This window comes from Bartonella senegalensis OS02, assembly GCF_000312545.1.
GTDB classification, from domain to species: Bacteria; Pseudomonadota; Alphaproteobacteria; order Rhizobiales; family Rhizobiaceae; genus Bartonella; species Bartonella senegalensis.
The window spans coordinates 127,981-133,165 of the sequence record NZ_HE997540.1; the positions used below are offsets into that span (position 1 = coordinate 127,981).

Here is a 5,185-nt window from a genome sequence, read left to right on the forward strand (position 1 = left end):
GTCTCTATGATCTGCAGCGACATTGTCTTTGCTTTTGATTGCATGCACCCAGAAAGCTCCATGCTTCTTACTTCTGTCTACAATTCCTCTTCCCGTACGTACAGTTTGCAACTCATGGTGAAAAATAAGCGCTGGAGCCACAGATATCGACAACACCGAATCAGTAGAAGGGGTAGTTAAAAAACGAGGTACCGGCATTTCCTCACGCGATTGGGAAGAAGATTGATCCTGTTGACTTGGGCGCATAGTCATCTGATCTGCTAAAGATTGACCATCTACAGAAACAACAGTCTGCTCTTTCTCATCAGAATAATGATGATGACCTGTTGAAAGGGAAATACCATCAGCCGGATTTTCTAGAGATGGAATCGTCGGAGGAACAGGAGGATGCTGAGCTTCTCTCAAATGCCGTGGAGGCCGTTGCTTAGGTTTCTGTCCACTATTTTTATTACTAGTAGTAACCTGAGAATTGGAATTTCTATTCTGAGAAGAAGAGGAATTCCTATTGGACTGCGCACCCATATCACTAGATGAAGCAACAAAAGGAACACGAGTCTTCGATTTATTTTTTACACACTGACCGTGACTATTCGAACGGTCTGAACTCTCAGCTCGTGCAGCTAAATACCAAACTGTGGCATCACCACTAGACTCTGCACATCTCTTCCTTTTGTGCAAAGAATACATATAAGCTCCACCATCAACGGCTGGAGTTTTTGTGCCAAAGCCATCTGCCAAGGTAAAATTTGCTCCTTCACCTGGGCTTCTATCAGTAACTAAATTAAGCTGAGTCATGATATTCTTTTTTTGTGAAAAAGGATCTGTGATCTCAGATCCAGAATCGGTAACATGTATTTTGTGATCACCTGACCCACTGTCTATCCATAAGTAATCGCTACCATAGCCTCCAGTAGAACTCATATTGAAATGAAAAGTTAAACTCCCTGAAAGAAGTTGAACCTGGAGTGAAATATGTCGTGGTTCATACGGAATAGAAGCAAAAATAACATGCCCTCCATTACCACCTAAGTCCTCAATTGCAACCTGAGGTTTTTCTTTGTTATTCCGCTCACCAACCAAAAATAATACTTCATCGGTTCGTCCTTTCACAGAAAGCTTTTCTTTTGTAATACTATCTATGCTATCACCAGCATAAAGATAAAGATGTCCCCCATCATTGACCTGTATCTCTCCAATCAACTCTGCACCAACATGTATCCACGAACTGGCAGAACCGTTAATCGTTAGACCATCCAAAATTCCACCAGGATATACAACTTGAACAGCACCATCCTTCAAAGTAGTCTTAATGGCCATCCCTTCTTTTAAAACGTTCTGCCTACCATTACCTGAAGCTATTGTACCTTCTGCAATACCCCCATCTTCTCTTTGCCCCATATAAATATTTTGTTCCCCTCCTTCCATAACTTTAGTATACCAAGCCTTTCCACCATCATATATATTCTGCTGCCCTACTGCTCCACCAACACCAGTAACTGTAGCAGTATAAGCACTGCTTCGCTTCTCCAAACCTTCAAGATTTATAATACTCTTGTCCTCGAAAATAAACTGTTTACCACCTTGGACTTTAGTATTCATTGCTGTTGATCCATGCGTAACTACTTGCATCCCACCCTTTTTAATAGTAGCATCTACGGAAGTTCTACCATTCTCAACAATTTCGACACCACCATTTTCGATCGTAATATTACTGCTGATAGGAACTGCATTAGTAACCAACGCTGAGCCTTTTGGCACTTTTTCTCCATTCCTCACACTCTCTAGTTTTGTTAGCGTCCTACTCTTATTCTCAGTCGCACTTGAAACTTGCGTGAAACAACTACTGATCATCAATATTGAAAAACTTAATTTGTATTTATGCCGCATGATTCACACTCCATTATCAATAATGAAACAAACATCCCGCGACTACAGAAGTAGTTTACTTCAGATTAAATCATAATGTGTTTTATTTATGTTGCAATTACTTTGTATTGCGCACCATAAACTTTAAATATGAATAGTAACTATATGAATTAAAAGACTATTATATTCAGCTAAAAAGAATTATGATAAAATTCAAATTGTTTATTATATTCAAGGAAAATTTTGCAATGCTTGCAATAGTAAATGAAAAAATGAGATTGCTCTTAAAGAGAACATAAGCGCATCAGCAGTGTCTACATCCCTGAAGAATATAGAGACACTGCATGTTTCACTGATAAAAAATAAGCAGATTTCTCAGATTGATCAGAAAATAAATACGTAGACTTAAAAACTATAGCGTAACCCCAAAATACCTTGAAGTGCTTGCTTAATCTTATGTCCTTTAAGATAATGCGCTTCTGCATAGAGCGTTAATTTATCATTGACAAAACTGTTTAAACCTATTCCCAATTTACCGGCATTGCCTGACAAATCAGTAATAAATTTATGGCGGTTATTAATTGTCGTATGATTATTATTAACATTCTCACGCAGCCAAGCGGCTGTGATGTAAGCCTTTAATGAAGTTTCTGCATTGACAATAAATTCATGCCCTGCAGTTAATCCAACTTCACTACGCAATGACGTTAATGGACTTATATCAGCTGTCATTTTATTGGAAAGTGTGATTTTTTTACCTTCAACCTGCAAACCCGTTAATTTGATATAAGGCTGCATCCAAGTGCTCTGCGCTGGCTCAAAACGACAGCCCACTTCAAATGACCCACCTATTGCCCACTGATTATAATTGCCTTGAACGACTAAACCATTCGTTGAAAGAGCTTTTAAATTATCACGGTAATAATTATATTTCAAAACACTATCTAGATACCATCCGCGATGATCAAAATACGTCGCATAAGCTCCAACACTATAGGTGTTGAGATTGCTGTCACCCCCTCGTGCATGCGCGACGCGTCCTTGATCGTAGCTGCCAAAACCACCAACATACAACTCTCCATGCGTTAATTCGCTTAACTGATCAGCACCAACCACTATACCTGTCTGCTCAAGCTTAAAATGCGTATGACCTGTAGCAACACGTTCTCTGCTCTTAATCGCATAAGACCATAAATCTACATCTCTCCTGTTTTTGTCCAAAACTCCTCTACCAGTACGCACAATTTCCAACTCATTATTAAAAATAAGTCCAGAAGCTACCCCTGTAGAGAGCACAGCATCAACTGAAGGTGTTGTCAACTGACCACCAGGAGTTAACGGATCTGTCGGATCAGGAAGTGAAGACTCTGGTCCACTGATGCGGTTCGCAGATAAAAACCAAACTTTTCCATTTTCGTCCTTTCTCTGTTTCAAATCATACATATAGGTCCCACCATCGATAGCATGAATTTTTTCACCAGAGAGATCTGTCAAAGTAAAATAAGCTTCACCACTTCGATCCGTAATTAAATCACGCTTATTGGAAAAAGGATCCGTGATTTCAACCCCAGAATCAGTAACACTTAGCGTGTGACTCCCTTTGCCATCGTCAACGAAAAGGTAATCACCACGATTTTGTGCGAGAGTAGTATTAAACTCAAAATGTAAACTTCCTGAAAGATGATTAACATGAAGCTGAGAATAATACGGATCTGAGCCGGTAAATGCAAAAAGAACACTCCCCTCACCGCTTAATTTCTGAATGAAAGAGCTTTTGCCATCAAACTCATCGGTTATAGAGTACAGTTTTGTCTCTTTTCCATTTAAAATAACCTCCTCTACTGTAGTACGATGTTGCTCTTTTCCAGCATAAAGATGAAGCTGTCCAGAATGACTGACTAGTGTTTTTCCTTCTAATTTACCCCCAGCATATACAGATGATTTTGCTTCATCATTAATTGTTAGATTTTTTACAGATCCATCAGCATATATTTCCTGGAGAGCGGTTTCATTTAAAGTAACTCCTATAGCTTTACCCCCTTCTAAAATACGCTGTTTACCGCCACCAAAGACTTGTGTCTCAAATACAGAACCACCATTTTTTGCGCTTTGAGTCTCTTTTGCAATTTCTTGCACACCTCCTCGCATTACTTTGGTATTCCAAGCTATCCCTCCATCATATATCTTTTGTTGTCCTAGTGTTTCACCTTGACCATAAATAACGGTATCAGAAGCACTACTTCCTTTAATCTGTCCTCTAACATCCCCCTCCCCAAAAACAAACTGCTCTCCACCATAAATTTTGGTCCCTTCTACTTTTCCTCCACTCTCAACACTTTGCTGTCCGCCTTCTTTAACGATAGCATTTTTTGAAAAGCCTTGTTTTCCTTTTAAAGCCTGAACATTTTCAGTTCCACCATGTTCAATGGTACTATTCTCACTGAGACCTCCTGCATAAACATAAATCTCTGCACCATTCCTCACCGTGTTATTGATGGATCGCCCTGGACTATCTATCTCACCATCATTTGAAATGTAAGCTTTTCCATTGTGATCGAGGATAAAATTTTCTAGAAGTGCCCCATCTTTAATAAAGATGAGTTCAGAATTTTTACGCATCTGAATATTTCTTCCTTGCGCATTTTGCACAGCTTTACTATCATTTTCTGGCTCAAGTCGCTGTACCCTGCTGACCAACATTGCCGTTCTGTTCTCAGTGGAAAAACCTCTCAGTCTTTCCAAAGAGCCTGTCCCCTCATGCATCCCTAAAAAAATATTCCTGTTAGATGCTCCAAGTATGCAATTTCCTGTTTTTATATCCTCATGATATTGAGCATGAACTGTTTTCTCATTTTCATTATAGCTTGAAGGCTGACAAAAAAGCCATCTCCCCCCTTCATCAGCGACAGCTGCTTGCACAAAACAACTGCTGACTATGAGTACCCAATAGCTCGGTTTCCACTTATACTGCATAACTACACCCTCCCCCTTCAGTCTGGACAGACACAAAACGTAATTAGCTCTGCAAAACCTGTTTTCAACCTAAAATTGTAATAATTCTCTTCAACGTCCTCTTTATTTGGCTAAAAAATGCCTTTCGCGTCCTTTCGAAGGCTTTCTTAACTGAAAATATGAAGGAGTTTCTCTATTGCTCTTTTCGCATTCCCCCCACGGTTTTTCATCAAAGAAAAACAGTAAAGTACAAAAAAATAACACACTTTTAAGTGTACAGCCTATGATACATAAGCGTATCAATATTCCTTTAAAAACTATTCTTTAACCATAAATTGAATATTTGGTTTTTAAAAGTGATACTCTT

General features: G+C 39.1%; 2 protein-coding genes. Both read right to left on the bottom strand.

Annotated features, from left to right (window positions below):
- Nucleotides 1-1,758 (bottom strand): pertactin-like passenger domain-containing protein (locus tag BN200_RS00550; RefSeq protein WP_019220451.1); only part of this gene is annotated, 1,758 nt, incomplete at its 3' end.
- Between the two features lie 513 nt (nt 1,759-2,271).
- Nucleotides 2,272-4,839, bottom strand: coding sequence for a BafA family autotransporter (gene bafA, locus BN200_RS00555; RefSeq protein ID WP_019220452.1), 2,568 nt, complete (start codon nt 4,837-4,839; stop codon nt 2,272-2,274).
- Nucleotides 4,840-5,185: the final 346 nt, after the last annotated feature.